Annotated in this window: 19 protein-coding genes and 1 tRNA gene; 7 read left to right on the forward strand and 13 right to left on the reverse strand. The window is 40.1% G+C overall.

Going from position 1 to position 24,730, the window contains the following annotated elements:
- Nucleotides 1–220: 220 nt before the first annotated feature.
- Nucleotides 221–889, reverse strand: coding sequence for an SGNH/GDSL hydrolase family protein (locus tag C7972_RS11320; protein WP_110356278.1), 669 nt, complete (start codon nt 887–889; stop codon nt 221–223).
- A gap of 269 nt (nt 890–1,158) precedes the next feature.
- On the opposite strand from C7972_RS11320, the gene C7972_RS11325 reads away from it, so the two are divergent.
- On the forward strand, nt 1,159–2,265 hold the full coding sequence (locus C7972_RS11325; protein ID WP_110356279.1) for an acyltransferase family protein: 1,107 nt from the start codon (nt 1,159–1,161) through the stop codon (nt 2,263–2,265).
- A 37-nt stretch (nt 2,266–2,302) separates the two neighbouring features.
- Here the strand turns inward: C7972_RS11325 and C7972_RS11330 are convergent, their stop codons facing one another.
- The 5 genes from C7972_RS11330 to C7972_RS11350 form a co-directional block, all read right to left on the reverse strand.
- Nucleotides 2,303–3,931, reverse strand: a complete 1,629-nt coding sequence (locus C7972_RS11330; protein WP_110356280.1) for a S41 family peptidase — start codon at nt 3,929–3,931, stop codon at nt 2,303–2,305.
- Nucleotides 3,932–3,942: 11 nt separating this feature from the next.
- Nucleotides 3,943–4,326: a ribonuclease P protein component gene (gene rnpA, locus C7972_RS11335; protein WP_110356281.1), complete on the reverse strand. Its 384-nt coding sequence runs from the start codon at nt 4,324–4,326 to the stop codon at nt 3,943–3,945.
- A gap of 465 nt (nt 4,327–4,791) precedes the next feature.
- The gene (locus C7972_RS11340) at nt 4,792–6,627 is read right to left on the reverse strand and encodes a M1 family metallopeptidase (RefSeq protein WP_258364829.1); all 1,836 of its coding nucleotides are present in this window, start codon (nt 6,625–6,627) and stop codon (nt 4,792–4,794) included.
- A gap of 111 nt (nt 6,628–6,738) precedes the next feature.
- A complete protein-coding gene (locus C7972_RS11345) occupies nt 6,739–8,370 on the reverse strand; it encodes a S8 family peptidase (protein ID WP_110356282.1) in 1,632 nt (543 codons plus the stop codon).
- A gap of 115 nt (nt 8,371–8,485) precedes the next feature.
- Nucleotides 8,486–9,346 carry an MBL fold metallo-hydrolase gene (locus C7972_RS11350; protein WP_110356283.1) on the reverse strand — a complete coding sequence of 287 codons (861 nt, stop codon included), beginning with the start codon at nt 9,344–9,346 and terminating at the stop codon, nt 8,486–8,488.
- 600 nt (nt 9,347–9,946) lie between these two features.
- Between C7972_RS11350 and C7972_RS11355 the strand changes: the two genes are divergently transcribed.
- Both C7972_RS11355 and C7972_RS11360 read left to right on the forward strand, forming a co-directional pair.
- Nucleotides 9,947–11,797, forward strand: coding sequence for a sodium:proton antiporter (locus C7972_RS11355; RefSeq protein ID WP_110356316.1), 1,851 nt, complete (start codon nt 9,947–9,949; stop codon nt 11,795–11,797).
- A 110-nt stretch (nt 11,798–11,907) separates the two neighbouring features.
- Complete coding sequence (locus tag C7972_RS11360; protein WP_110356284.1) at nt 11,908–13,371, forward strand: sodium:solute symporter; 1,464 nt, start codon at nt 11,908–11,910, stop codon at nt 13,369–13,371.
- Nucleotides 13,372–13,651: 280 nt separating this feature from the next.
- Here the strand turns inward: C7972_RS11360 and lepA are convergent, their stop codons facing one another.
- Nucleotides 13,652–15,448 carry a translation elongation factor 4 gene (gene lepA, locus C7972_RS11365; RefSeq protein ID WP_110356285.1) on the reverse strand — a complete coding sequence of 599 codons (1,797 nt, stop codon included), beginning with the start codon at nt 15,446–15,448 and terminating at the stop codon, nt 13,652–13,654.
- A gap of 387 nt (nt 15,449–15,835) precedes the next feature.
- On the opposite strand from lepA, the gene C7972_RS11370 reads away from it, so the two are divergent.
- Complete coding sequence (locus tag C7972_RS11370) at nt 15,836–18,190, forward strand: outer membrane beta-barrel family protein (protein WP_258364830.1); 2,355 nt, start codon at nt 15,836–15,838, stop codon at nt 18,188–18,190.
- On the opposite strand, the gene C7972_RS11375 is transcribed toward C7972_RS11370, so the two are convergent.
- From C7972_RS11375 to C7972_RS11385, 3 genes are all read right to left on the reverse strand, one after another.
- Nucleotides 18,187–18,405, reverse strand: coding sequence for a hypothetical protein (locus C7972_RS11375; protein ID WP_110356287.1), 219 nt, complete (start codon nt 18,403–18,405; stop codon nt 18,187–18,189). The genes C7972_RS11370 and C7972_RS11375 overlap by 4 nt on opposite strands.
- A 159-nt stretch (nt 18,406–18,564) precedes the next feature.
- Nucleotides 18,565–19,968, reverse strand: coding sequence for a radical SAM protein (locus C7972_RS11380; protein ID WP_110356288.1), 1,404 nt, complete (start codon nt 19,966–19,968; stop codon nt 18,565–18,567).
- Complete coding sequence (locus C7972_RS11385; protein ID WP_110356289.1) at nt 19,940–20,713, reverse strand: prolipoprotein diacylglyceryl transferase; 774 nt, start codon at nt 20,711–20,713, stop codon at nt 19,940–19,942. Before C7972_RS11385 ends, C7972_RS11380 begins: the two co-directional genes overlap by 29 nt.
- Nucleotides 20,714–20,890: 177 nt before the next feature.
- On the opposite strand from C7972_RS11385, the gene dusB reads away from it, so the two are divergent.
- Nucleotides 20,891–21,886 (forward strand): tRNA dihydrouridine synthase DusB, encoded by a 996-nt coding sequence (gene dusB / locus C7972_RS11390; protein WP_110356290.1) that lies wholly within the window; start codon nt 20,891–20,893, stop codon nt 21,884–21,886.
- Here the strand turns inward: dusB and C7972_RS11395 are convergent.
- Both C7972_RS11395 and rbfA read right to left on the reverse strand, forming a co-directional pair.
- Nucleotides 21,883–23,091 (reverse strand): ABC transporter permease, encoded by a 1,209-nt coding sequence (locus C7972_RS11395; protein WP_110356291.1) that lies wholly within the window; start codon nt 23,089–23,091, stop codon nt 21,883–21,885. The two genes, dusB and C7972_RS11395, sit on opposite strands and share 4 nt — an antisense overlap.
- A gap of 2 nt (nt 23,092–23,093) precedes the next feature.
- The gene (rbfA, locus tag C7972_RS11400) at nt 23,094–23,486 is read right to left on the reverse strand and encodes a 30S ribosome-binding factor RbfA (RefSeq protein WP_110356292.1); all 393 of its coding nucleotides are present in this window, start codon (nt 23,484–23,486) and stop codon (nt 23,094–23,096) included.
- Nucleotides 23,487–23,829: 343 nt separating this feature from the next.
- Here rbfA and mce point away from each other — a divergent pair, with 343 nt between their 5' ends.
- Nucleotides 23,830–24,243, forward strand: a complete 414-nt coding sequence (gene mce / locus C7972_RS11405; protein WP_110356293.1) for a methylmalonyl-CoA epimerase — start codon at nt 23,830–23,832, stop codon at nt 24,241–24,243.
- A 178-nt stretch (nt 24,244–24,421) separates the two neighbouring features.
- A tRNA-Ile gene (locus C7972_RS11410) sits at nt 24,422–24,495 on the forward strand.
- Between the two features lie 107 nt (nt 24,496–24,602).
- Here C7972_RS11410 and C7972_RS11415 read toward each other — a convergent pair.
- Nucleotides 24,603–24,730, reverse strand: a 128-nt coding sequence (locus C7972_RS11415) for a transposase (protein ID WP_146216268.1), incomplete at its 5' end; no start/stop codon positions are given.

Below are 24,730 nucleotides of genomic sequence, written 5' to 3' on the forward strand. Positions count from 1 at the left end.
CTAAAATAATATTTATTTATACGATAACTTTTTCAAGGATTTATTAGTGAAACTCAATTTTGAGAAGTCAGAAAGACGCACTTAAAATTGCAAGTTGAACTAATCCCGCCTTTTTCGGCGGGATCTAGGTTCAATACCTCTACCCTAGGGTCGATACCTATTATTGGGTTCAGGGCCTGCCTTTGTCGGCAGACAGGCTAGCCCTGAGGTTTAATACCTTTTATTTATACGATAATTTTTTCAAGGATTTATTGAGCACAGGAACAATGAGTTCTCCCAATTCCTTATATCCTTCCTTGTTATAATGTACGTCATTATCCCCCAAACCATTTTTGTGGTGGATGGCAATGGATTTTTTGTAGATATCATTGATAATAACCCCGTTTTTTTTCATTACCGATTTTGCAACTGCGTTGTATTTGGCTACATCTTCAGAAAATCTTCCTGCCTCGTTAACAGGAACATAGGTGGTAGTTACAAAGATTAACTTTGCTGAGGTATGTGCCTTAAGGAAATTAACCAACTCTTCCAGATTGTGTTTATAGGTTTGAAGGTCATGGGTTATGGTTCCTTTAATTTTATCCCTATTTCCATATACCTTGGAATCTGGATGCCTGTAACAAAGGTCCCATAGGCCCCAATTAAATTGGATAATATCCCAATCTTCCTGACCTACCCATTCCCCAATTTTCTCCAATCCCGTTCCGGTATGTTGTGCATTTCCTGGATTGTGCACTACTATTGCCTTAGAGGCCAGGGCTTCTTTTACCTTTGAAAAATATCCTATGGAAATTGAGTCGCCTATTATCAAAATTTTGGGCTCTTTAGGTTTGTATCCCAGGCAGAGAAAAACACATATGGTTAATAAGTAGTAAAATTTGTTTTTCATGGGTTTGAGGGTTTCAAAAGCGAAAAGTAATAAAATTAATTAGAAAGGTAATGGAATTATAGTGTCGAAATCTTTGTTTAGATAAATATCCCATGACAGGCCCGTTTACTTACAAAGACATACGTTGGGGCATCCAAATTTCTCTTAGTGGGCAAAAAATGGAATGGCCTTAAATAGAGTTTGTACAATGCGCCATCGTTCATAATATTTTATGAATGTATATAGAAAATCACTACATTGTTATTCCAAAATAATCAACCACTTACAAAATGACAATCGAATCTACCAACCTTTCCAAGAGGTTGTTTTCCTTGGATGTATTTCGGGGATTGACCATGTTTTTATTAATTGCGGAAGCTGCCGGGTTTCATGGTAGTTTCGGAGACTATACAGAAAACAACACCTTTTTTCATCCTTTGGCGGAACAATTGCACCATCACCCTTGGAACGGGTTGCGGTTTTGGGATCTTATCCAGCCTTTTTTTATGTTTATTGTGGGGGTGGCAATGCCATTTTCATTGAGAAAACGTTTGGCTACCGGAGACAAAAAGGCCGCTACCAGGCATATTTTAAGAAGGTGTTTTTTACTCTTTAGTTTTGGGGTATTGCTGCACTGTGTATATAGCCATGCACTGGTTTGGGAACTCTGGAACGTTTTGGTTCAATTGGCCTTTACAATACTTATTGCTTACGCCTTAATGAACCTTCCCCATCGTACCCAAATTATAATTTGTCTTGGAATATTAATACTGACCGAAATCCTTTACCGGGTTTATAATCCACAGGATCCTTATAATCAAGGACAAAGTTTTGGATCTTGGATAGATATGTTGGTAATGGGTAAAATTAATGGTGGGGGATGGGTTTTCATCAACTTTTTACCTACTGCCGTACACACGGTAATGGGTGTAATATGTGGTCAAATATTACTTTCCAACAAATCCGCTAAGGAGAAGTTAAACCCCTTATTAATGTGGGGAGCGGCCCTACTTTTGTTGGGCTACGGGATGGATCTGCTGGGTATAACACCTATAATTAAAAGAATAGCGACAACCTCTTTTGTTTTGGCTTCAGGGGGGTGGGCCTTGTTGGTCTTGGCTTTGTTTTATTGGTGGATAGACATTAAGGACCACAAGAACACATGGTTGAAGGTCTTTTCTGTCGTGGGGACCAATTCCATTTTTATTTATTTGTTTGCGGAAACAGTAGGATCCCAATGGTTCAGAGGTTTTGGTCTTATTTTTACCGAAGGAATCTTGGCTCCCTTAGGCGTACAGGAAGGATTAATATTGGTAATAAACTCCTTGTTTGTGCTCTTTATGTTTTGGTATATTACCTACTTTTTGGATCAGAAGAAGGTTTACTTTAAGATTTAGAGTTTCAATACCGAGGCCCTATTTGGCCGGAATCCCGTTATTTTAGAATATTGGCGTATTTGCCATGGTCATTTAACAGAACGGTAGCAGTTTTAATGGCTTCGTCATTTTGTAAATGGTAATCATAAAGGCCTTCCCTGTAGAAATAGCGTTTAAGAATTTCATCTTCCAAATTCTTTTGGATTTCCGCTTTGTATTTATCCAATGCCATAAGTTTGTTTTTATCCATCTCCAACAGCAGCGCTTTATATTGTTCCGTGACCTCATTGCCAAATATGGTACTGTCTTCTCCGGACATGGCCTCTTTTAGGGCTTTTTCCGCCTTGGTCTCAAAAGCAAAATCACTTTTGGAGATATAAGTTTTGAAAGAGTCAAAATCACTATCCTTGAAATGGAAGTCCAATACATTCTCTATCTTGTTATTATAATAGAAATCGGTGGCGAAGTCGAAAATAATATTGTCCGATAATAAAGCCTGGGTAAGTGTATTTGTTTTGGCAGCAGCAATTTCTATGTCTGGTAAAACACCACCACCATCTTGGACTTTTCGCCCATTTTTGGTTTTAAAATCCCTGAATTGGGTGTTTTTAACGGCATTTCCATTTTCATCCCTATTCCAATAATCCAAAGATTGTATACATCTTCCGGATGCTGTATAATATCTGGAGATAGTGACCTTTAATTGGGTACCATAAGTAAGTTTTAAAGGGCGTTGTACCAGTCCTTTTCCAAAACTTCTTGCACCCACAATAACGGCCCGGTCCAAATCCTGTAGACTTCCAGAAACAATTTCACTGGCCGAAGCACTTCTGCCATTAACCAATACTACCAAGGGTATTTCTGTATCTACGGGTTGTTTGGTAGTTTTATATTCCCTGTTGAACTTTTTGACCTTGGACTTGGTGGTTACCACAAGTTCTCCTTTTGGAATAAAAAGATTGGTTACATTAATGGCTTCGGTCAAAAGACCACCAGGATTATCCCTTAGGTCCAAAATAATTTTTTCGGCGCCATCGCTTTTCAAATTAAGGAGTGCCTCCTTGGTTTGTTCAGAAGCTTTTTTATTAAATTTGGACAAGACAATATAACCGGTGTTCCCTTTGATCATTTTGTAATAGGGAACGGCATCCACTTCTATAGATTCCCTGTTCACCGTTGTAGATTTGGTTTCTCCCTGTCTAAGGTAGGTAATGTCCACACTGGTGTTATTGGCCCCTTTTAAAAGTTCATCGGCGTCATCCGTAATGTCCGCAATGTTAATGTCACCGATCTTAATAATTTCATCCCCGGCCTTAAGGCCAGCCTTATCTGCTGGATAACCTTTGTAAGGTTCAACAATAACTATTTTATCCTTGTAGCTCCGTACCACCGCCCCAATACCTGAATATTCGCCCGCATTATTTATTTTAAAGGATTCAACGTCTTGCTCATTAAGGAATTTGGTATAGGGATCCAGCTCTTCCAACATATTCTTAATTGCCGTATCCATTAATTCCGCAGGATTGGTTTCATCCACATAGTTCATGTTCAGCTCTTTGAACAGGGTTGTAAAAATTTCGATCTGTTTGGCAATTTCAAAAAAATCGCCCTTAAAACCACTTCCTGCAATAAGTAGGGCAATGGCGATAATGGGAATAAGCACCCTTTTTTTTACTATCTCTTTCATCTGTTCACAAATTATTTGCCTGTTTTGGCAATTTCAACGACAAATTTCTGCATTAAAGGAATCATGGCAGCTGTTATTTTGGATTGCTTGGGCATCTCCTTACCAAGGTATAAAAACATAAACGCAAAGTTACCCTCTATGTTGTTAAAAATTAGGTGTTTGTTCAACCTATAGCTCTCCCGCATCAATCTCTTGATTCTATTTCTTTTTACGGCACTTTTAAAATTTCTTTTGGATGCTGTTACCCCCACTTTGCATTTGGAATTATCTTCAAAGCTGGTTTTTAGATAAACAAGTTTTATGGGATAATTGGTAATACCAATCCCTTCCGCAAACAACTGTTCAATTAGTTTTTTGCTCTTTAGTTTTTCTTTTTTTGGGAAGCTAAATGACATTTTGCTGTAAATGTAAAATAAAAACCACAGTTATTGGATATGACAATCACCATAGTTCAAAATCCATTTGGCCATTACCTACGGTTATGTTTTTTACAAAACTTTAAATTAGGGGTTTATGGGAGTATTACATGCTATAAAATTAGGGAAGTATCCCCCTTATTTTCGAGGTACATGTTCCACCTTGGTCATATAGCCATAAAAAATCCGTTTAAAACAGCAATGGTATGCCATCTAAAACGGATTTAAACGTCTAATATTTTTTATTAGTGAAACTCAATTTTGGGAAGTCAGTAAGACGCACTAAAAATTGCAAGTTGAACTAATCCCGCCTTTTTCGGCGGAATCTCGGTTCAATACCTGGACCCTAGGGTCGATTCCTATTATTGGGTTCAGGGCCTGCCTTTGTCGGCAGGCAGGCCTGTCTGCCGACAAAGGCAGGCCTGCCCTGAAGTTTAATACCTTTTATTCCTGGGCTTGCCAAACATTGTTTTCCTCATTTATATCTGCCATTAGTTGGGATGGGTCCAATACAATGGCCTTAATGTTATTCAGCTCCTTATCCAAGATAAAATCGTAGTTGGAATGTGCCCAGGGCCAATCGGGCAATACGGTTCTTTTTAAATGGGGATATGGGTTTTCTTTTTCACCATACATCATACGCAAGGGCGCGTAAAATGTTTCTTGGGTACCATCATTGTAAAGCACCAAAATGTCTATGGGCATTGGCATAAGGCCAATACGCTCCATGCTTACCTTGGTTTTTTGTCCATCGGCCTCAACCGCCTTAATTCCATAATCTATGGTATTTGTCGTTTGGGTCCAATCTGTAAGGTACCAGTCCAATTCCATCCCGGAAACCTTTTCGGCGGTTCTTTTGATATCGTTAGGGGTAGGGTGTTTAAATTTAAAATCCTGATAATATTTTCTCAGGGTTTCCATTAGCTTATCCTGCCCTATGATATAGCCCAATTGTGATAGAAAGATAGCTCCTTTGCTATAGGCTGCAATCCCATAGGCAAAATTGAGTTCATATCTATCGGAATGGGTGGTTTGTGGCTGTTCCTTACCGGAAGCCACCAAATTGTAATAACCTTGATAGGAACTTGCAAAGGGATTTTCTTTTTTTTGATCCATGATCTGGTCCATACATAGACTGGAGATAAAGGAGGTAAAGCCTTCATCCATCCATTCGTGTTTGGATTCGTTGCTGGCCAGTACATGTTGAAACCAGGAATGCGCCATTTCATGTACCATAACACCTACTAGGCTTCCAAAGTTTCTACCACCGGTGATCAGTGTGCTCATGGCGTACTCCATACCACCATCGCCTCCTTGGATAACAGAGTATTGTTTGTAGGGATAATCGCCTATATTGCTATTGAAGAATTGCATGGCTTCGGCCGTTTTAGGCTGAAGCTTTTTCCAATTTTCTATAATTTCCTTGTCGTTTTTGTAGAAAAAATGGAGCATAGGCCCATTTTCTACTTGGAGGGTATCGTGCAGGTAGTCCGGATCTGCAGCCCACATAAAATCGTGGACCATTGGAGCTTTAAAATGCCATGTAAGGGTTTTGCCCTTGGTCTTTTTTACTTTGGATCCCGGGGTTTCATAACCATGGCCTATTTCTTCGGGGTTCTGTAAATATCCTGTACCCCCAACCACATATTTTTTATCCAGGGTGAGCTTCACATCAAAATTGCCCCATACTCCATGAAATTCGCGGGCAATGTAAGGATCGGCATGCCAGCCTTCAAAATCGTATTCCGCCAATTTTGGGTACCACTGACTCATGGAGAGCGCTACTCCCTCACTGCTGTTTCTACCGCTTCGCCTTATTTGTAAAGGTATTTGCCCGTTGAAGGTCATTTCAAAGGTGGTTTTCCCACCAGCGGGAATAGGTTTATTTAAGTCGACCACCAAAATGGTACCTTCTTCCAAATAGGTAACGGCTTGGTTGTCCTGAGTTAGGGAAGTAACCCTAAGATATCCTATTTCTTCAGGGCTAAGACTTGCAATCCTGCTTTTCCCGTCTGCCATCATTCTACCGTCCGGGTCGGCAATACTTTGTAAACGCATGTCCATTTCACTGCCAGGTTGAAAGGCATTGAAAAAAAGATGATAGTACACTCTACTTAATTCATCGGGGGAGTTATTGGTATACACCAATTTTTGGGTTCCGTTGTATTGATATTTTTCAACGTCCACGTTTACGTCCATGGAATAATCCACATGCTGTTGCCAATAGGAAGTATTGTTTTGTGCTTCCATCTGTGCTGTTAAGCTTAGAACGGCAATCATTAAACCAAAAAAAAGTCCTTTGTTATGTTCCATACCTTTAATTTGTAGCATCTATTTATTACAGGTCAAGGGCAGCCAATGTTTAGAGGCTAACCCATGAGAAGTATTCCATTATAGTTTTATTTTCCCTCTGGATACGGCATCGGCCATAATTAAGGCATTATAGGCGTTGACCATTTTACCTGATTTAGAGATTTTTTGAAAATCCAGTGCCATAGAAGAATCCCCGGAAACCACTACTTTGGATTTGGTGGTAAGCCCGGAATTCAACAAAATTGCCTTTACCTGGGAAGCTGATAATTTTGGATAAAAAGATCTAACAAGGGCAGCAACTCCTGCAACAGCCGGTGCGGCCATGGAAGTTCCTCCCTGAAAATCGTATTCGTTGTTGGGCATTGTGGAATAGATATCATCGCCAGGGGCAAAAATATCTACGTTTATAAGGCCATAATTAGAAAATGAGGCTACCATTTCGGAACCGTATTTACTTGTTAAAGCTCCTACAGTAATCACATTATCAGCCATTTCAGGACCGTTATTGATTTGATCGTTGGGGAAATTGGGGTTATTGGGGTCATCAAGATCTTCGCCCGAATTTCCTGCTGCATGCACAAAAAGAACATCATGGTCTGCTGCGTATTTAATGGCGTCATAAACCCATTCCGCGTTTGGCGAGTAGGCTTTTCCAAAACTTCCGTTAATAATTTTGGCCCCGTTGTCTACGGCATAACGTATGCCCAAAGCAATATCCTTATCGTATTCATCTCCATTGGGCACTGCCCTGATACTCATAATTTCTACATTGTCCGCAACCCCATTAGCTCCAAGTCCGTTGTTTCTTTTTGCTGCTATAATGCCCGCCACATGCGTTCCATGACTTTCATCATCAACCCTGTTTTTAGGATTACCGTTTCCGTAGCCCCTATCGTCAAAATTATAAGGATCATCCCCAACTATTTTTCTACCGTCAAAATCCACATTTAGATTATAGTTCAGTTGATCGGTAAAATGTTTTATACCATCCTTTAGTTCTGAAATTACTGCTGGAATAGTATCCTTTATGCTCAACATTTGCATTAGAATACTAACATTTCTCTGCATGGTCTCGTTATCCGATTTAATTTCGGTCAAGTCTTTTTGGGTATAGTTATCCTTTCCTAGGAGTTCCTTGACCTCTGCATCCGCATTTTGGACTGCTTGCAATATTTGTTCGTACTGCCCTTTGTTTTGAAGTGCTTTTTGGTAGTCTTTGTCCAGGTCGCTTTTGGCCTTGGCCTGAAGGGAGGCATCCCCTAATTTTTTGCCTACAATTCTTGCCATTTCCAATTGCTCGTTATAGGACTCCCCTAAAAAGTTATAACCATGTATGTCATCTATATAGCCATTGTTATCATCGTCTTTATTGTTTCCTGGAATTTCTCCCTTATTCACCCAAAGGACGTCTACCAAGTCCTCATGGGTAAGATCCATTCCTGAATCCAATACCGCCACGACTACCTTTTCCCCTTTTTTATTCCCGATTATTTCGGTATAGGCCTTGTCTACACTCATTCCTGGAATGGTATCGGTAATTAAATCGGCATGTCCCCAATTCTTTTTTTCAGCATCGGTTAATTCCGATATTTTTAGGGGTAGGGTATCAATATTCTCAATTGGGGTGGAAACTAGGGCAGTACTACCACAGCCATAAAGTAAAATAGAGGCCGAGATGGCTAAAATAGATCTGTTCAATGTTAGTGTCATTATATTTACAGTGTTAGATTAAAATGTCTTATTAATTGGATTTCCAGGTAATTTTGCATGAAAGCTTGCTGTGCAGTCTTGACCTGCTATGTATGGGAGTCTACTATTGATCATATTATTCAAAAAGCTGGGCAAAGTTATGTATTTCTTTTAAACGTATTCCCTTTTCCGTAGTTTGAAGGGTACAGATTTGATTGTGGGCATCATGTTCCAAAAACAGATGGTAATTGTCTGTTACGGCTTTTTCCAAAAACTGGGCTTTTTCAGAAAGCGTTAATAACGGCCTTGTATCATAACCCATAACATAGGGCAGAGGAATATGACCTGCGGTGGGCAGTAGGTCTGCCGCAAATACCAGGGTCTTGCCCTTATATGCAATATGGGGTATCATTTGTTTTTCCGTATGACCGTCCACAAATAAAATTCCAAAGTCCAATTCCGATTTTTCCATGAAAGTCTCTTTCGTTCTTTCAATAAATTTTAATTGACCACTTTCTTGCATGGGCATTAAGTTTTCCGACAGAAAGGATGCCTTTTCCCGTGGATTGGGCTTTGTGGCCCATTGCCAATGGTCCTCATTGGTCCAAAAGACGGCATTTTTAAAAGCAGGTTCATATCCGGTTCTATCCTTGTTCCATTGTATACTTCCCCCACAATGGTCAAAGTGTAAATGGGTCAGGAAAACATCTGTTATATCATCTCTGTGAAAGCCGTATTTTTTAAGGGATTTATCCAAAGAATGGTCCCCCCACCTATAATAATAACCAAAGAACTTATCGGATTGTTTATTGCCCATTCCAGTATCTATCAAGGTAAGCCGATCGCCATTCTCGATCAATAGACACCTTGCGGCCATATCTATCATATTATTGGAATCTGCAGGATTGGTCCTGTTCCAGATAGATTTCGGTACCACACCGAACATGGCTCCTCCATCCAATTTAAAATTTCCAGATTCAATAGGGTATAATTTCATAGATAACCTAGCGTAAAGAAGGTGCAAATTAACAAAAGGACTAGGGATATTTCTTTAAACTTGATTTTATTAGAGGTTTTTTAACACTTTATCACCAATTTTTCTTTGCGTTTATCTGTTGGGGCTAATCTATTCTTTCCATGGGTTTTATAATGTCCATGTAATTTTCCGTTCCAATACAGACCTTATTGTATCCCCACTTCCAGCAAAAGGGTTAGGTGCTCTTAAATTGCCGGTAGGGCAATAAGGCGAGACCCCGTAGGGTCCCTATCAATAGTTGGCTTTAAATGCAGGGGAACCCGCGCGTTCTGCTAGAGTCCCTTAATCCTAGCGATCGCCAATGGTCGCAGTAGGTTATTCCTCCATAGAATTATTAAATTTTGTGAAAATCCGATGATCAATAACTAAAAGATGGTTGATCCCAAAGCAATGGGAGATTTTGAATTATTATGCCTTCCAGACGGTTTTTTTGTTGTAATCTTTAAAATGAATAGCTTCTTCTGTAACGGTAAAATGGGTATTTTTTAATAAGGAGCCAAGGTTTTTTTGCCTTAGATGGATTTTTTCTATATTAAAACTTATATTGCTTTAAATTTTTTTATGGTAGAACTAGCGGGAATAATTGTTCTTGGTATCATTGCACAGTGGGTGGCTTGGCGCTTTAAATTACCGGCCATTTTGCCTCTTATTATCATAGGTTTATTGGTAGGGCCTATTTCTACGTTGTTTACAGAGGACGGCACCAAACTAATAAGGCCTATATGGAACAAGACAGAGGGCTTGTTTCTAGGGGAGAGCCTTTATCATTTTGTTTCCTTGGCTATAGGTGTTATACTATTTGAGGGCGGACTTACCTTGAAACGTTCTGAGGTAACTAGAGTGGGTCCGGTTATTACCAAGCTGATAACCTTGGGTAGTGCAGTTACCTTTTTTTTAGCGGGGACAGCTGCGCATTTTATATTTAATTTGCCTTGGCAAATCTCTTTTTTGTTCTCGGCGCTCATAATTGTTACAGGTCCAACCGTGATTACCCCGATCCTTAGAAATATACCTTTGAAAAAAGATCTTTCGGCAGTATTGAAATGGGAGGGTATTTTGATTGATCCCATTGGTGCCCTTGTAGCTGTATTGGTCTTTGAGTTTATCAGTATTGGGGAAGGTCAAGGATATACCCAAACCGGACTTTTGGAGTTTGTAAAAGTATTGTTATTGGGCTTCACCTTTGGATTCTCTTTTGCCCATGCTTTAACCTTGGCGATCAAAAAGAATTACGTACCTCATTACTTGTTAAATGTGGTATCCTTGTCAGTGGTACTTTCGGTTTTTGTTATCTCCGAACTTTTTGCACATGAATCCGGGCTGCTCGCAGTGGTGGTTATGGGAATGGTCATGGGAAATACACAGTTGCCCAATATTAAGGAGCTGCTCTATTTTAAGGAGTCGCTCAGTATACTTTTAATATCTATGCTTTTCATTTTGCTGTCGGCAAGTATGAATTTACCCGAGCTGGAATTATTATACAGCCCTAATACCTTGATACTTTTTGCCATTGTTGTTTTTGTGGTTAGGCCTTTGGGGGTATTTTTGAGTACCATGGGTTCCAATCTTAATTTTAGGGAAAAATTATTTATTAGCTGGGTTGGCCCCAGGGGAATCGTTGCGGCAGGGATTGCCTCATTATTTGGTTCCAAATTAATTCTGCGGGGGGAACCTGGAGCGGAATATATTACACCCTTGGTCTTTATGATTGTATTGGGAACCGTACTTCTCAATGCATCCACAGCAAGGTTCATGGCCAAATTGCTCGGGGTGTTCTTGGAAAAGTCAGAAGGGATCCTCATCATAGGCGCCTCCAAGGTACCTAGACTGATAGCCAGTTATCTTAAGAAAAATAATAGGCATGTTGTTTTGATAGATAATAACCAAAACAATATCGAAAAGGCAAAAAACCTTGGTTTAGAGGCTTTTGTAGCGAACATTTATTCCGATACCCTGACGGACAACATAGAATTGAACGATGTGGGATACTTAATGGCATTGACGGGTAACTCGGACATCAACGAATACGCCATAGATACTTTCAAGAAGGAATTTGGGGAGCATGGTTCCTTTAGATTGGTGAATTCGGATGAAATGAACGATCCTGAAAACAATCCAATAGAAGGTCTTTTTTCTCATACGGATGACTTTATTACCTTGACCGAAGCTGCTAGAAGTAATCCAGTAATCCATGAAATGGAATTAAAGGGGAAGGAACATTATGAGGGCCTCATAGAAATTACCAAGGCAGATAAGGATATTGTTCCAATTTTTATCAAGACCTTGGATGGAGACCTAAAAATTATTTCTTCGTTTAGCAAAAATTTTGAAGATATTGAAGAAGGCTGTAAGTTGGTGTACCTTGGAAAGTTGTTGGAGGCAGATAAGTCCGATAAGAAACAGAAAAATTAAGTGGCTGGGGATAATCCTATGGAGTATTGCCAAAATGGCCTATCCTTGAATATTAGTCAATTAGTATCAATAGAAAGAATACTTATACGTTATAATTTAATCCATCTGAATTGAATCCACTTGTAGTTTTAGCCATTATTTCCATTTATTTTATTTTGTTAATGACCATTTCTTACTTCACCTCAAGAAATAGAAGTGATGAGTCTTATTTTACGGGCGACCGACAATCGCCTTGGTTTTTGGTGGCCTTTGGAATGGTGGGTGCCGGACTTTCGGGAGTTACCTTTGTATCCCTTCCGGGTATGGTAGGCAATAACAATTTCTATTTCTACCAATTTATCCTAGGCAACGTTGTGGGTTATCTTTTCATTACTTTTGTCCTGATTCCATTGTACTACAGATTAAAGTTGGTATCCATTTATGGCTACCTGGATCAGAGATATGGTGTAAAAACGTATAAGACAGGGTCGTTGTTCTTTTTGGTCTCCCAATCCTTTGGAGCGGCCCTTAGGTTGTTATTGGCCTCCAAAATTCTACAATTTGCATTATTTGATAAACTGAATATCCCCTTCCCCATAACGGTAATCATCATCTTATTTTTGGTTTGGTTGTATACCAATAAGTCGGGAATAAAGACCATTGTTTGGACCGATACCTTGCAGACGACCTTTCTGGTTATGGGAGCCGTTATTACGATCTATACCATAACCAATTCTTTAAACCTGTCGTTTTCAGGGGCTGTTCAGCAGGTTACGGAACACCGGTATTTTGAAGTATTTAATTGGGAAAATAAATCGAGCAATAATTTTTTCAAACAGTTTATTGCCGGTATACTTGTGGCCATCGCCATGATAGGATTGGATCAGAATATGATGCAAAAAACGTTGACCTGTAAGAATCAGTGGGACGCACAGAAGAACACTTTGACCTATAGTTTAATTTTGGCCATAACCCAATTCTTGTTTTTGGGATTGGGCGTCCTATTATATATTTATGCAGAGAATAATGGTATTAGTTTGGCCACGGGCGAGAACGGTGCACTTTTGGATACCGACAATCTGTTTCCCGATCTGGCCCTGAACCATCTCGGTGTATTTGCGGGGGTTAGTTTTTTGTTGGGAATCATTGCGGCATCATTTTCCAGTGTGGATTCGTCCCTGACGGCCCTTACCACTTCATTTACCTATGATTTTCTAGATATCTCACATAAATCCAGTGCTGATAAAAAAAGACTTAAGAATTGGGTCCTATTGGGTTTTTCAGTGGTTCTGTTTTTAATAATTATGCTTTTTGCAAACAGTAGGGGAGATGTGGTATCACTTATATTCAAAGTGGCCGGGTATACCTATGGCCCGTTGCTGGGCCTGTATATGTTGGGAATGTTTACCAAGGTTTCCGTTAAGGATAAATGGGTACCCCTTATCTGTGTGTTGGCTCCGGTGCTTACTTATGTATTGAGTGTCTTCTTTGCCAAGACCTTTAATTTCGACTTTGGATTTATCAATATAGCTGTCAATGCCGGACTAACCGTTTTAGGTTTATTATTGGTAAAACGCAAGGGGGAAATCGTTTGATCTAAATAGGCAAGAAGCAGGAATATTTAAGAGAATCACAATCTGGGTCGATGTCCCAAAGAAGCCATACCCTTATATTCCAATCGGGGATAGTTAACTAACTAAGTGGGATTGGAATGCAGCAACACTTGCCTGCCTATCGGTAGACAAGCCTGCCTATCGGTAGACAGGCCTTCCTATCACTTTCGTTCAGGCCTGCGTTCCATATTATAAGTAGTTTCATTGCGATGCTTTATGGACCTGTCTTTGTCACGGACCAGCTTGCCCTGAGCTTCACTTTTTAATCGTTCAGCTTGAGTACGGCCATAAATGCCTGCTGGGGTATTTCCACGTTTCCAACCTGACGCATACGTTTTTTACCCTTCTTTTGTTTTTCCAATAATTTTCTCTTTCGGGAGATATCACCTCCATAACACTTGGCGGTTACATCCTTTCTCAAAGCCTTAATGGTTTCCCTAGAAATTATTTTGGCTCCGATGGCGGCTTGGATAGGAATATCAAATTGTTGTCTTGGAATCAATTCCCGCAATTTTTCGCACATTTTTTTACCAATATTGGCGGCGTTGTCGGCATGTATTAAAGCCGACAAGGCATCCACAGGTTGGGCGTTGAGCAGGATATCTACCCTTACCAACTTGGAGGTTCTCATTCCAATTGGAGTATAGTCAAAGGAGGCATATCCTTTGGAAACTGTTTTTAGCCTATCGTAAAAGTCGAACACAATCTCGGCCAGGGGCATATCAAAATTTAATTCTACCCTTTCTGTGGTCAAATAGGTTTGGTTCGTGATCTGCCCTCTTTTATCTATACATAGGGACATAACATTCCCTACAAAATCGGCTTTGGTAATAATCGTCGCCTTAATGTATGGTTCCTCTACATGATCTAAAGTTGATGGATCAGGTAGATCCGAAGGATTATTGACTATAATGGGAACTTCGGGATTTTTTCTGGTAAACGCATGGTAGCTAACGTTGGGCACGGTGGTGATTACCGTCATGTCAAACTCCCGCTCCAAACGTTCTTGGATGATTTCCATGTGCAACATTCCCAAGAAGCCGCAACGAAATCCAAACCCAAGGGCCGCACTGCTTTCTGGGGTAAATACCAAAGAAGCATCATTTAATTGCAATTTTTCCATGGAGGAACGGAGTTCCTCATAGTCTTCCGTATCAACCGGATAAATACCGGCAAAGACCATGGGCTTTACATCTTCAAACCCCCCTATAGGGTTCTTTGTAGGGCTCGCGGCGTCTGTAATGGTATCCCCTACTTTTACTTCCCTTGCATCTTTGATGCCTGTAATAAGATAACCAACATCCCCTGCTTTTATGCTTTGTTTGGGGTGTTGTACCAATTTTAAGGTACCCACTTCATCGGCAAAATAATTTTTATCTGTAGCTACAAACTTTATTTTTTGCCCTTTTTTTATTTCCCCGTTAATCACCCTGAAATAGGTTTCCACTCCCCTGAAAGGATTGTATACGGAATCGAATACCAAGGCCTGAAGGGATTCATCCGGATTGCCTTTGGGAGGAGGAATACGTTCTATAATCGCGGTCAAAATTTCTTGGATACCCAAACCTGATTTAGCACTGGCAGGGATAACATCTTCAGGTTTACAACCCAATAAATCCACTATATCGTCTGTAACTTCTTCCGGGTTGGCACTGGGCAGGTCTACTTTATTCAATACGGGAATAATCTCCAGATCGTTTTCCAAGGCCAAATAAAGATTGGAAATGGTCTGTGCTTGGATGCTCTGCGCTGCATCTACTACCAATAAGGCACCCTCACAAGCCGCTATGGAACGCGATACTTCATAGGAAAAATCCACGTGTCCCGGAGTATCTATAAGGTTGAGGATATATTTTTCGCCTTCATGCTCATAATCCATTTGAATGGCATGACTCTTAATGGTGATCCCACGCTCCCTTTCAAGATCCATACTGTCCAATAGCTGGTCTTGCTTTTCCCGTTCCGTTACCGAACCAGTAAAGTCCAACAATCTATCGGCCAAAGTACTCTTGCCGTGATCAATATGTGCAATAATGCAGAAATTCCGTATGTTTTTCATTTATGCTGAATTTACTCGGTCTTAAATTACCTGGTCAAAAATAATAATTGCATTAGGCAATTCAAGCTCCATTTCCTTTGATCGATACTCCAATAAAGCAACGTACAAACCAAAGCAACTGCAAAGATAGGCTTTATCCATGATTTTTAATGTAAAAATCTCCAATGCGGATTTTGTGCTTCAATGGGGTTTTAATCTGGTAGTTGATAAAAGGGAATTTCCAATGCCAAATTTTGAATTGGTAGATTTTTACTACAAATTTTGGAGAAACTATTGTGGGTGGTTAATAAAAAGTTAACTTTAAAAATTTTTATAACGTATATGCCACTGTTGGTGACAATGTTGAAGTTTTCAACCCTCTTCTTTCTCTTATTTTGCGTCCCTGTGATGGGTCAAGAATACAAGGTTTCAGGCCATGTTGAGCAAACAGATGGTGCCGAGGTCGCTTTTGCAAACATACTGCTTTATAAAGTATCCGATACCAGTTTTTACAAAGGTGCCGCATCTGATGAAAAAGGTTTTTTTTCGTTGGATAATATAATCCACGGCCAATATTTGATTCGTGCCAGTTATATAGGGAGCCATTCCAATTATAAATTGATAGAGGTAAATTCCGATTTGGATATAGGTCCACTTTATATAGATGAAAAAGGTCAGGAATTGGATGAAGTGGTCCTAATCTCCCAAAAACCATCCTTGGAACAAAAGGTAGATCGTTTGATCTTTAATATTGAGAACACTGCGCTTTCAGATTCGGACTTATGGGATGTTCTAAAGAGTACACCTACCGTATTTGTTATGAACAATGAGATTAAGGTGAAAGGGGAAAGCGGGGTTCAAATAATGATCAACGATAAGAAAGTGAACCTTCCACCGGAGGATATCCTTAACCTGTTAAGTGGTACCTCGGCAAAAGGGGTCCAGTCCATAGAGGTGATAACCACGCCACCGGCAAAATATGATGCGGAAGGTGGTACCTTGATCAATATTAAAATGAAAAGGAATTTAATTGCTGGCTACAACGGAGCCGTATATAATAAATATAGTCAAGGGGTATTTCCAAGGCAAATGCTCGGAACCAGCCATTTTTTTAAGAGTAAGCAATTGGAAGCCTCCTTTAACTATAGTTATACACAAAATAAGATTTTGACAAATTTTACGGATATCACCAACTTTATGGAGGATGGGCAAATTAGGGATACTTGGACTTCAGATTTGGAGGTTATTTATAGAAGTAAGAAACACAATACCAGTGCTTTTTTGGATTATCTCATTAACGACAATAATACCGTCAGTTTTTCTACCGTTGCCACCTTTACCCCCTCCTATTTGACTAGGGATTTATCCGACACCAAAATACGGGACGCCAATGATGGCAGTTCTTCAGGTTTTTACACTGTTAATAATGGCAAATATGAATCGATCAACGCGGCATTCTATTTGGATTATAAACACAATTTGAACGACCAAGGCTCCAACCTGGCGGTGAATTTACATTACACCCATTATGATTATGATAAAAACCAGGAATTGGAAAGCGATTTTTACGATGGTAATATGGCAATAGTGGGGGAGAACGATTTTAACACCTTTAACCATCAGCATACCGATCTATACAGTGCACAGGCAGATTTTAATGCTCCTATTGGGGAGACTGCCAATTTTGAATCGGGCATAAAGTATGCCCTAATAGATTCTGAAAGTTATATTGCCCAAGAGGGTTTTGACCGGGACCAGGAAGGTATAGAGTCCACTGAGGAGGGTACATTTTTTTACGATGAGGAAATTCTTGCCGGCTACGCCAGTTTTGATGCAAAATGGAATAATTGGACTTTCAAATCTGGATTGAGAGCTGAATACACGGATACTAAAGGCGATTTCAGCCTGAGTACCGATAAGATTAAAAATCATTATTTGGAATTGTTCCCTACCGTATTTTTACAATTTAATCCTCATGTAAAACACAGGTTCGGGGGTAGTTACAAAAGAAGCATCATTAGGCCCAGCTACAATAAGATTAATCCTTTTCAAGTATTTCAAAGTAATAATTCCGTGGTGGAGGGCAATGTAAACCTACAGCCGTCCTTCAAGAATTCGGTGATACTCTCCTATACGTATGACAGGGATTACACCCTGGAGCTTTTTTATAGATATCACAGGAATATTATGCGTTTATTGACCTTTCAGGACAATGAAAGCAATCTCTTAAGATTTATTACGGATAATGTAGATAGGGAGTTGGCCTATGGGGTGGATTTTATTTATAGGAACGAGATATCAAATTCCTGGGACACCTATTTTCTTTCTTCTTACTACTATGGGGCAGAGCGATTTACCGATATTCAAACTCAACAAAGCTTGGACCAGGGACAATGGACGCTTTTAATACAATTAAATAACAACTTTACCCTGTTGGAAGATAGGTCTTTAACGGCTAGCCTCAATTACAGCTATGTTTCCCCTATCGTTATTGGGAATTCCAGACAGGAATACTACAATGAATGGGGCATATCCTTGAAAAAGAATATTTGGGAAAAAAAAGGAACCATAACAATGGGCCTTACCGATGTACTTAAACAGTTTAAACTAAAAAATACCCGGAAGTACGGTAACCAGGACAATACATCCATTTATAAACCGGACGGGAGGGTGTTTTCACTGGGATTTAGATATAATTTTGGTAATGTGAAGATCAGGGACAACCATAAATCCAAAGACACGGATGAAAGGAACAGGCTTTAAAAACCACCTACTAAGGCTCCACAAATCCCTAAACTGACCAACAAATACACTCCGGCCAATATAAATAATATCTTACTGGTTTTCTTCTTCTTCTTGGACCATAATATAAGGCCTATTACCAATAATAGAACGGCAGGACCGAACATAATCAAAAAAAGGATTGCCACTAGCCCGCCTAGGTTACCTACTTCAAAAAGAAGGGATAATATAATCATAACTGTAATTGAAGATTAAAGATAGCATAAAATTGTATTGGACCCTGAAGAAAAAAGGGGTGGGATTATTTTTTCAAGATCAATATGTATGGCACAATTGATTTTATCCTAGCTTACGACCATAGGATTTTTTTAATGGTCGAATATTTTGAAATTGGCTTATGGCCTGTGCTCCACTTCTTCTTTAAGTTCGTTGAGACGTTTTATTTTATCGTCCCGGTAGAAAAGGTTCATAGTTTCGAAGGGGATAATTTTATAATCTTTGTTAACGATATGCACACAAGACTTCTTAATGGCCCTAACGTCAAAATTATAGGCATCTATAAATTGCATGATGATAATTCTGAATAAATTGTCGTACCCCATATTGGGGGCATCTATTTCAGGTAGGCAGCACATGATGGACTTTAAATTTTCCGAAGCTTTTTCAACCGAGTTCCCGGTACTGAAAAGTTGAATCATTTTTTCATGTAATTGTTCGTCCTGTTCATAGATAATAGTATTCTTCCCACTATTTAGCAGGTCGTCCGGATTTATATACCTCGTTAAGGGAGTAACCTCTTCCCCAATCTTTAGGGCATACCCCATGACCAGGGCATCGGGGTTACAGGGAACGGGAATTAGGTCGTCCGGTTCAAAAATTGGGGATTGCTCCAAAATTTTGCGTCTAACCTCGGTCAGGGTAATCCTATTTTCATCAACTTGAAAATTCTCCAGCCTTCCCGCAATTTGGGTAGGCTGAAAGGTTACTCCCCGAACGCATTTTTGCTTAAGCGCAAAATCTATGGTTGCTCCCATTTCGTGGTCGTTTAAACCTTTCTGCAGGGTAACCACCAAGGTAGTGGAAAGGTTCAGGGCATTTAGATGTTGCAAGGCCTTTAAGCGGGTTTGTTTTAAATCGGCACCACGCAACGTCCTTAAAACCTGCACATCCAGGGAATCGAACTGTAGATAAATTTCAAAATCGGGGGCGTAGGTGGCCAACCTTTCCGCAAAGGCAAAATCCTTGGCGATTTCAATGCCGTTGGTATTTACCATTAAATGTCTAATAGGTAAGGACTTGGCATAATCCAATATTTCAAAAAACTGTGGGTGTATGCTAGGTTCCCCGCCACTGATCTGTACTACATCGGGCTCGCCTTCGTTTTTTACGATAACATCCAACATTTTTTTTATTTCCTCCAGTGTCCTATGCCTTCCATAGTGTGGCGAAGAGGAAGCGTAGCAGGTAGGGCAGCTGAGGTTGCAGCGGTCCGTAACTTCAACGACCGTAAGACAGGAGTGTTGCTCATGATCTGGACATAGTCCGCAATCATAAGGGCAACCATAATGGGTTTTGGTATTGAAAGTCTTTGGGTATTCCGAAGCCTTGTTATAGTTGCGTATATTTTTGTAATAGTCAATATCATCGGCAATGATCACTTTTGATTTTCCATGCTCCCTACAATTTTTGAGCATATATACCTTTTCATCCTCAAAAATGATCTTGGCATCTACCCGCCTTAAACATTCGGGGCAAAGGCTTAGGGTAAAATCATAGTAGGTATAGTTTCTTGCGGGCATAGTTAATGGCTTCTCCAATGGATTTATAATAATACAACAAACAAAATAAGCATAAATATTGAATGCTGCTCAAGCCAAATAGGAAATAGCTATTGGGCTTTAAAAACTCCAACATAAACCTAAAAGAAAAATAGGCGATCATGAAAATTTTGAAATAGCTTCCATGTTTCATGGGTTGTGGGGATTGCTGCAGTTGCCTGATCAGAAAGAACAAACCAAGTAAAAAAACTATCTCATATAACGCAATGGGATGTCTGTAAAGTCCGTCCCCCAAGTCCATACCAAAATAAAAACCAGTTTCTTTCCCAAAGGTAAATTCTTTGGTTCCTGCCAAAAGGCAACCCAACCGACCAATAGCGATCCCCAGGATTATGGGCAAAGTGAACAGGTCCCCGGAAGACTGTTTTTCTCCAATTAATTTTTTTACGAACTCCACACCCAACAACCCACCAAAGAGTCCGCCCATGATAGTTTTGTTGTTAAGGAGGGAAATTATGCCCTGGGAGTAGTGAAGGGGCGGATTTTCCAAAAAGGCCATAAGCCTTGAAAAAAAAAGGGCCCCGAATACGGCGCCGATGATAATGGACAACCGGTTATTGTTGGAGATGGTATCCGTTGTTCGCTTTCTTATATATAGATAATATCGGAAGCCAACAAAAAAAGCCAAATACTCCAACACTAGGTGTATATTGATCTTTATGCCAAACAAAATTGGCTCGAATGGCAAGGAAACAATTGGTAACATGAGGGCTAATTTACTTCATAATTAAATTTTCCTTCGATAATAACGATCAAAATGTATTAAAAGTTAAACCGTATTTTGTGGTGCTGTTCAGCATTTAATTTATTCTTATCCCTTGAAATTTAGGATTATAGAATTTTTCAGTAATTTTGCAGTCCCAAAATTTAAAGGATAAATACTGTGCCTAAAATAGGAGACATTCAATTACCGGATTTCCCATTGTTGCTTGCACCAATGGAAGATGTTAGTGACCCCCCTTTTCGTGCTTTGTGCAAGGAGCAAGGAGCCGATGTGGTGTACACAGAATTTATTTCCTCTGAAGGCCTTATCCGGGATGCTGCCAAAAGCGTCATGAAGTTGGATATATATGAAAAGGAACGTCCGGTGGGGATCCAGATTTTCGGAGCCAACTTGGACTCCATGTTACAATCTGTGGAGATAGTGGAAAAATCCGGGCCGGATATTATCGACATCAATTTTGGGTGTCCTGTAAAAAAGGTGGTTAGTAAAGGTGCCGGGGCCGGTATCCTGAAAGATATAGATTTAATGGTATCCCTGACCAAGGCTATGGTAGCGCATACCAAGTTGCCCATTACCGTAAAAACGCGTTTGGGATGGGATTCCGATTCCATTAAAATAGTTGAGGTTGCGGAGCGATTACAGGATGTAGGTTGCAAGGCCATATCCATTCACGGTAGAACAAGGGTACAAATGTACAAAGGGGAAGCCGATTGGAGACCTATTGCGGAGGTAAAGAACAACCAGCGCATGCATATTCCGGTTTTTGGAAATGGTGACGTGGATACTCCGGAAATGGCTATGAAAATGCGGGATGAATACGGATTGGACGGGGCCATGATAGGTAGGGCCAGTATAGGGTATCCCTGGTTCTTTAAGGAAGTAAAGCACTATTTTAAAACAGGGACCCATGCCGCACCACCTACCATGGAGGAGCGGGTTAATGCTGCCCGGCGTCATTTACAAATGGCCATAGATTGGAAAGGGGAGCAGCTGGGCGTTTTTGAAACCCGGAGGCACTATACCAATTATTTCAAGGGGATACCCAATTTTAAGGAGTACCGAATGAAGATGGTCACCAGTGATCATTCTGTAGATGTGTTTGAAGCTTTTGATGAGGTGATGGAAAAATTCGGCGACTTCGAATTTGTAGGTTAATGCGCAATTAATTTTTTGTTGATCCTACTGCTGGCAATCAGGGAGGCAATTATGCCCAGTACAAGAATGGTTGCCATTACAATAAATACATTGATCAAGCTATATTCCACTGGATAGGACAGGCTAGGGGTAATCTTTAACCATCCGAAGGCCAATTGGGACCATATTAACAAGGAACCCAAAAAAACACCTATAAGGCCTCCCAATCCTGTTACCAAGATACCCTGTACAAAGTATATTTTTCGAAGTGCCTTTATGGTAGTACCCATATTATATAAGGTCTTGGAGTTCTGCTGCTTGTCCAGAATCATCATGATGATGGCACCCACTACATTAAAAAGGGCAATTATAAGTACAAGGGTAAAAATGAGGTAAGTGGCCAGATTTTCTGTATTTAACATTCTGTACAGGGTGCTGTTCAATTCCCTACGGTTCTTTAGAACTACTTGACCTGGAAAAATAGCTTCAATTTGTCTTCTAAGTTCCGGGGTATTCGCATTTTCCTTTAACTTAAAGTTGATACCCGATATTTGGGTGCTATCTTTTTCCAGTAGGGCCTGTACCAATGGCAGATCTGCAAAAACATATTTACGATCCAATTCCTCTTCAATTTGGTAGATTCCACTGATGACCAAGTTGGTCTCATTATAGCTGTCCTTTAACAATCGTTGTCCTAATAAACCCTTTCCAGGTTTCGGAACTCGAATAACCAAGGGACTCCTAAAGTTGTTGATGCTCAATCCCAAAAGATTAACGACTCCCTGTCCTACAACCCCTTGCAATCTGTTGATGGCCCAATCTCCGTAAAAGTACAGGCTACTATCTATGGGGGTAGTTTTTAAATAGGTAGAATCTATTCCCTTTATATAGGCAATATGGGCCTTTTGGTCGTGGGTGAGGTATACCTTTTCCTCAATTTCCTTGGAATAGGCTATTACGTCTTGCAGTTGTTGAAGTGCTTGGTCCTGGGATTCGGAAACGCCAAAGAATTTGCCTGTTATAGGTAGGGCCTTTAGATCCGGGTCTACCATGTTGGTATAGGAAAGGCTAAAGGTTTTTAATCCCGCAAAACCGGAAAGCACAATAAATAATGCGGCCGATCCGATAACGATGACCAGAAACGTAATAAAATTGATAATGTTTACGGCATTTTGGCTACTCTTGGAACGTAAGTACCGCTTTGCTATGTATAAAGGGAAGTTCAACCTTATGATTTTTTCCTTTTCTCCAACAGATCGGGATTTTTAACAGGATTTTCTTCGCCCTTAAGCGATTTTTCAATGCCATCTATATATTCCAGGGAATCATCCAAAAAGAATAACAGTTCGGGCACCCTTCTTAACTGATGCCTGGTACGTTGAGCCAGTTCGTGTTTAATCATTGGCTGATTGGATTTTATTCCTTCCAATAATTCCTTGCCCTTGGTGGCCGGAAAAATGCTCACATATATTTTGGCGATGGAAAGGTCTGAGGTGACCGACACTTTGGAGACCGAAATAAGTGTGCCTTTTAGTCCACCATCGGTTGCCGCACGTTGTAAAATATCCGCGATATCTTTTTGTATTACCCCGCCTATTTTCTTCTGTCGTTGTGTTTCCATAGGGCAAAAATACGATATATTTATATAGATTCTATGATTGTGAAGGGATTAGCTTTAGATTAAGGGGAATGTAGTATTTTTGGGAAAAAGGGAAGCGCTTTATTAGTGAAACTCAATTTTGGGAAGTCGGTAGGACGCTCTTAAAATTGTAAGTTGAATTAATCCCGCCATTTTCGGCGGGATCTAGGTTCAATACCTCGATCCTAGGGTCGATTCCTATTATTGGGTTCAGGGAGGGCCTGCCCTGAGGTTTAATACCTTTTATTGAATTTTATCAATGAATGGACGGGCAATATAAATAAATGGGAGCCCAGTATATTGGTATGGGCTAAATATGGTAAAAATGAACAAAATTGAACATTTGGGAATTGCGGTACATGATTTGGAAGCGTCCAATACCTTATTTGAGAAAATATTGGGGGTGCCACACTATAAAATTGAAGAGGTAGCTTCTGAGGGAGTAAAGACGTCCTTTTTTAAAGCAGGTCCCAATAAGATAGAACTGTTACAAGCAATAGATGACAATAGCCCTATTGCCAAGTTTTTGGAGAAGCGTGGGGAGGGGGTACACCACATTGCCTTTGCGGTGGAGGATATAGAAGCGGAAATTGAGCGTTTGATCTTAGAGGGATTTACGGTTTTAAATACAGTTCCCAAAAAGGGGGCGGACAATAAATTGGTGGTTTTTTTACATCCCAAGAGTACCAATGGGGTCCTGATAGAGCTATGTCAGGAAGATCCTTCATCAAAGAGGTGAGTAATGATACTTACGGAGCTAGTGTATAGTAAAGCCCAATTAAGCTTGTAATTTTGTTTGCAGCGTTGAAAAATAAGTAGTAATATTGCACCCGCCTGCGGTTGGCAGGTCCGCAATTTGCGGTTCCCGATTGCTTTTTCAAATAAGCGTATTTGAAGCTGGAAGCAAAAAAGGAAATGGTCCTATAGCTCAGTTGGTTAGAGCACCTGACTCATAATCAGGTGGTCCCTGGTTCGAGCCCAGGTGGGACCACATCAAGCAGAAAACCCACGCCCATAGCGTGGGTTTTTCATTTCTTGGAAGAAAGCTGGGCCTGTCTGAGGTTTCGGATCAAGTCCAAAACTTGGGTTTTTACCATTTTAAGAATATAATTTAATCAAGCGATATAAGAAGTATTCCGTATTCCTGACTCCCCTAAATTGTGATCTAAAAGCCTTTACTTTGGCATTAAAGGATTCTGCTGAAGCATTTGTACTTCTGTTTAAAA

Source organism: Arenibacter sp. ARW7G5Y1, assembly GCF_003201775.1.
Lineage (GTDB): Bacteria > Bacteroidota > Bacteroidia > Flavobacteriales > Flavobacteriaceae > Arenibacter.

Coding starts and splice junctions, on each gene's coding strand:
- rnpA (WP_110356281.1), bottom strand. CDS start 4,326: ATGTCATTTAGCTTCCCAAAAAAAGAAAAACTAAAGAGCAAAAAACTA.
- C7972_RS11325 (WP_110356279.1), top strand. CDS start 1,159: ATGACAATCGAATCTACCAACCTTTCCAAGAGGTTGTTTTCCTTGGAT.
- C7972_RS11385 (WP_110356289.1), bottom strand. CDS start 20,713: ATGTTACCAATTGTTTCCTTGCCATTCGAGCCAATTTTGTTTGGCATA.
- C7972_RS11370 (WP_258364830.1), top strand. CDS start 15,836: ATGGGTCAAGAATACAAGGTTTCAGGCCATGTTGAGCAAACAGATGGT.
- C7972_RS11380 (WP_110356288.1), bottom strand. CDS start 19,968: ATGCCCGCAAGAAACTATACCTACTATGATTTTACCCTAAGCCTTTGC.
- C7972_RS11320 (WP_110356278.1), bottom strand. CDS start 889: ATGAAAAACAAATTTTACTACTTATTAACCATATGTGTTTTTCTCTGC.
- C7972_RS11375 (WP_110356287.1), bottom strand. CDS start 18,405: ATGATTATATTATCCCTTCTTTTTGAAGTAGGTAACCTAGGCGGGCTA.
- C7972_RS11330 (WP_110356280.1), bottom strand. CDS start 3,931: ATGAAAGAGATAGTAAAAAAAAGGGTGCTTATTCCCATTATCGCCATT.
- rbfA (WP_110356292.1), bottom strand. CDS start 23,486: ATGGAAACACAACGACAGAAGAAAATAGGCGGGGTAATACAAAAAGAT.
- lepA (WP_110356285.1), bottom strand. CDS start 15,448: ATGAAAAACATACGGAATTTCTGCATTATTGCACATATTGATCACGGC.
- mce (WP_110356293.1), top strand. CDS start 23,830: ATGAACAAAATTGAACATTTGGGAATTGCGGTACATGATTTGGAAGCG.
- C7972_RS11350 (WP_110356283.1), bottom strand. CDS start 9,346: ATGAAATTATACCCTATTGAATCTGGAAATTTTAAATTGGATGGAGGA.
- C7972_RS11345 (WP_110356282.1), bottom strand. CDS start 8,370: ATGACACTAACATTGAACAGATCTATTTTAGCCATCTCGGCCTCTATT.
- C7972_RS11340 (WP_258364829.1), bottom strand. CDS start 6,627: ATGATTGCCGTTCTAAGCTTAACAGCACAGATGGAAGCACAAAACAAT.
- C7972_RS11355 (WP_110356316.1), top strand. CDS start 9,947: ATGGTAGAACTAGCGGGAATAATTGTTCTTGGTATCATTGCACAGTGG.